The sequence below is a fragment of the Novosphingobium sp. B-7 genome (genome assembly GCF_000410615.1).
In the GTDB taxonomy this organism is placed as follows: domain Bacteria; phylum Pseudomonadota; class Alphaproteobacteria; order Sphingomonadales; family Sphingomonadaceae; genus Novosphingobium; species Novosphingobium capsulatum.
Window position 1 is genome coordinate 9435 of the sequence record NZ_KE148514.1, and the last position, 3703, is coordinate 13137.

Consider the following 3703-nt stretch of genomic DNA (forward strand, 5'->3'; position numbering starts at 1 on the left):
TGGTGAGTTCCGGCCAGACATTGGTCGCCGATGCCGTATCGTCGAACCCGCAGACCGATAGCTGGCGCGGCACGTCCAGCCCCATACGGTGCGCCGCGGCGACGGTGGCGGCGGCCATGTCGTCGTTGCTGGCAAAGATCGCCGTGGGCGGCTCGTCGAGCGAGAGCAGCGCCAGCGCGCAATCCATGCCCGAACGGAACGTGAAATCGCCGGTGGTTTCCAGGCGCCGATCGCCATCGATGCCCGCTTCGGCCAAGGCGCGGCGATAGCCGTTGCGGCGCAGGGCGCTGGCGGTCTGGTTGGGCGCGCCGCCGATAAAGCCGATCCGCCGATGCCCTAGCCCGGTGAGCCGCGCGGTCAGCGCATAGGCGGCCGCCTCGTCATCGATGGTTACGGCATGGGCCAGCGGCGACGGTGCCCCGGTGGCGACCTGCGCCATGACGAGCCCGGCGCGGTTGATGCATTCCAGCAGCAGCACATCGTCAGACAGGGGCGGCGGCAGCAGCACGGCATCAACGCGGTGCGACAAGAGCTTGGCTGCCAGCGCTTCGCGGCTGGCCTCTTCCTCGAAATGCTCGACCAGCAACTGCGCGCCCATGGCGTTGGCCTGCTCGTTCGATCCGACCAGGAACTCGCTGAGATAGGCCGAACTCGGGTTGGAATGGAGCAGGCCGATGCGGCACTGCCGGCCGCCGGCCAGGCTGCGCGCGGCAAGATTGGGGACATAGCCCAGTTCGGCAATGGCCTTTTCCACCTTGGCGCGGGTGGCCTCGTGCACTTTGGGATCGCTGTTGACCACGCGCGACACCGTCATCGGCGAAACCTGCGCCAGGCGCGCGACATCGGCCACCGTCGGCCCACGCGCGCCCCGGCGTTGCCCACGCTTGACGCGGCCGTTGTCCTGATCAGTCATCCCCGCCGTCCTAAGCCCGGCCAATGCGGCATGCAAGCGAAACGGCCAACCCGATACCAAATTGATACCGCTATCGCGCGGCGCGTATCGACCAGGCGAGAGACGGGGCGATCAGGGTATCGGCATGGTGAAGGGGCTCAGCGGGCTGCCATCGGCATCGAACAGGTTGGCCACTGGGCTGTCTGCCCAGAGATACCGCAGCGTCACGTCACCAGTGCGCACGGGGATGGCCAGCGTATCGGGGGCGTCGAGCTTGGCCGGGGCAAACCGGCAATGGCCTGCCGCATCGCACAGCTCAAAGCCGATCGGCACGGCATCGCCGATCACCCGCAATGGCCGGTTGAAGCGCAGCCGCACCTGGTCGTTGCCCTCGCGCAGCACCACCGGCAGCGCGGCGACCGGCTTGCCGGCCAGGGCCTGGGCCAGCCGTTGCCCCACCGGCTTCTTGCGCGTGGGGTGGATATCATCAGGGTCACCTACGTCGATCGCCACGGCCAGGCCGGCGTCGGGATCGCTGGCCGCCACATCACGCTGTGCCTCGCGGATCTGCGGCCAGAAGGCATCGGTTGGGCCAGCCACCAGTGGGCCATAACCGGCAATCTGCACGATACCGAAAGGCCGCGTGGCAAAGCGGCTGCGCCAATCGGCGATCAGCGCGCGCAGCAAGCCACGATAGCCGGCTGCATCGCCGGCATTCGATTCCCCCTGGTACCAGGCGATGCCGGCCAGCGGGATATCGCCCAGCGGGGCGATCATGCCGTTGTACAGCGTGGTCAGCCCGCTCGCCGCGATCCAGGGCGGCATCGGAATCTTGCCGGCGCGCGCCAGCGGCATGCCCTGGACCACCTGCCATCCGGCAATCGGGATGCTGCCATCGGCCAGTTCCAGGGCCGGCAGGCTATCGCCATACAGGCCGCCGCCGCTGCCGGTATCGAGCACGTTGACGGTGATCGTATTGGTGCCGGCGTGCAGGCTGCCGGCCGGCAGCGCATAGTGGCGCTGCGTGTTCCAGCCCACCCCCGCGCCCACCGCCACGCCGTTGACCAGCGTCTGGTCGATATCGTCGACCACGCCCAAGCGCAGCGCGCGAGCCGCCCTGGCCTGTTGCGCGCTGAGCCTGACCGTGGCGGTATAGGTGGCGGTGCCGTCAAACCGGGCATAGGCCGGATCGCCCCAGTCTTCCCACAGCTTGCCCACGTCAGCGCTGCGGGCCGCCCCCTTCCCCGCCGTGCGCGCGAAAAAGGCACGCAACTGCTTGCCCCAGGCCTGCTCGGCCGCAGCAGGATCGCGCCGGCGCAGGGCGAGCAGCTCCAAATCATCGTCGTGCCCACCGGCTTGGCGCACGGCCGCCGGTGACATCCAATCCTCGATGATCGAACCGCCCCACGATGCCGCGATCAGGCCCACGGGCACCTTGCGCGTCGCCTGAAGGCTGGCGCCCATGAAATAGCAGACGGCAGAAAAATCAGGCGTGCTTGCCGGGCCAGCCGGCGCCCAGGCTACACCCGCACCGAATTGCGGCTGCGGTGTCAGGCTGCTTTGCTTGGGCACGTTGAACAGGCGCAGATCGGGATTGGCGCTGCCCGCAATCACCACATCGGCATTGGTGGCGTGGCGCAGCGTGAACTCCATGTTGGACTGGCCCGAACACAGGAACACGTCGCCAAATGCCACATTGGCAAGCTGCGTCTGCTGCCCGGTCGACGTGGCAAAGTGCAGGCGGTGGCCGCCGCCCGCAGCCTGCGCAGGCAAGGCAATCTGCCATGTTCCATCGGCCGCCACGGTCGCGTCGGGCAGAGCGCCATCGTCCAGGCTGGCATGGACCACGCTGCCCGGCTCCCCCATGCCGCGCAGGGGAACCGGCTTGCCCCGCTGCAACACCACGTTGTCGGTCAGGACCGGTGCCAGGGCAAAGGGCGCGGCCTGCGCCGCCACGGGCCAGGCCAGCAGCGGAAAGGCGGCGGCAACAACGGGCACCGCAAGGCGAAATGGACGCATGGCCGACAGGGCTCCTCTCTTACCGGCCCGGCCGCCACCATCGTTATGGCGGCCAGGGGCAGTTTGCTTGTAGCGAGATTGTTAGCGCTATCTTGACGGCATTTCGAGCGCAAATTATGCCTCGTCCCCGCAAACAAAAACACAACGGCAAAGGCCGGGCAGCGCACCGCTCCCCCCGCCACCGCCAGGGAAGGAGAATGTCATGCCTGGAATCCCGTTCCGTGGCGCGCGCCGGTTGGCCTGCACTACCCTGGCCAGCGTCCTGGCGCTCGGCGTGGCCGCGCCTGTTCACGCGCAATCGCCGGCAGTGGCCAATGCCGCCGCCACCCCGCTGGCGAGCGGGCCTTATCACTGGCAGACCGTGCCATTTGGCGCGGGCGGTTTTGTCGACGGGTTTCTCTACCATCCGCGCACGCCGGGCATCCTCTATGCCCGCACCGACATCGGCGGCATGTACCGCTTTGATTTCGAGAACAAACGCTGGATTCCCCTGCTCGATCACCTGGGCCGCGACGATGGCGATCTGATGGGCATCCTGAGCTTTGCCGTCGATCCCAATGCGCCCGACCGCGTCTATGCCGCTGCCGGGCTTTACCTGTCGCAGTGGAGCCGCAAGGGCGCGATCCTGCGCTCTGACGATCGCGGCCGCACCTGGCAGAAGACCGAACTGCCGATCGGCGTCGGCGGCAATAGCGACGGGCGCGGCACAGGCGAGCGGCTGGCGGTCGATCCGCGCCAGGGCGACGTGCTCTATTTCGGCTCCAACCGCGACGGCCTGTGGAAGAGCACCGA

At 68.1% G+C, this 3703-nt stretch carries 2 protein-coding genes and 1 pseudogene; 1 reads left to right on the forward strand and 2 read right to left on the reverse strand.

The features are described from left to right. On the reverse strand, nt 1-913 hold a 913-nt coding region (locus H926_RS30315; RefSeq protein ID WP_237741178.1), incomplete at its 3' end, for a LacI family DNA-binding transcriptional regulator. A 111-nt stretch (nt 914-1024) separates the two neighbouring features. Next, entirely contained in the window at nt 1025-2911 is a 1887-nt protein-coding gene (locus H926_RS0123485; RefSeq protein WP_082209333.1) for a sialate O-acetylesterase, read from the reverse strand. Nucleotides 2912-3113: 202 nt separating this feature from the next. Between H926_RS0123485 and H926_RS33920 the strand changes: the two are divergent. Beyond that, nucleotides 3114-3703, forward strand: a pseudogene (locus H926_RS33920) (xyloglucanase); the annotation flags it as partial.

Bases quoted from the DNA above. Each gene is read 5' to 3' on its own strand.
- H926_RS0123485 (WP_082209333.1), bottom strand. From the start codon at position 2,911: ATGCGTCCATTTCGCCTTGCGGTGCCCGTTGTTGCCGCCGCCTTTCCG.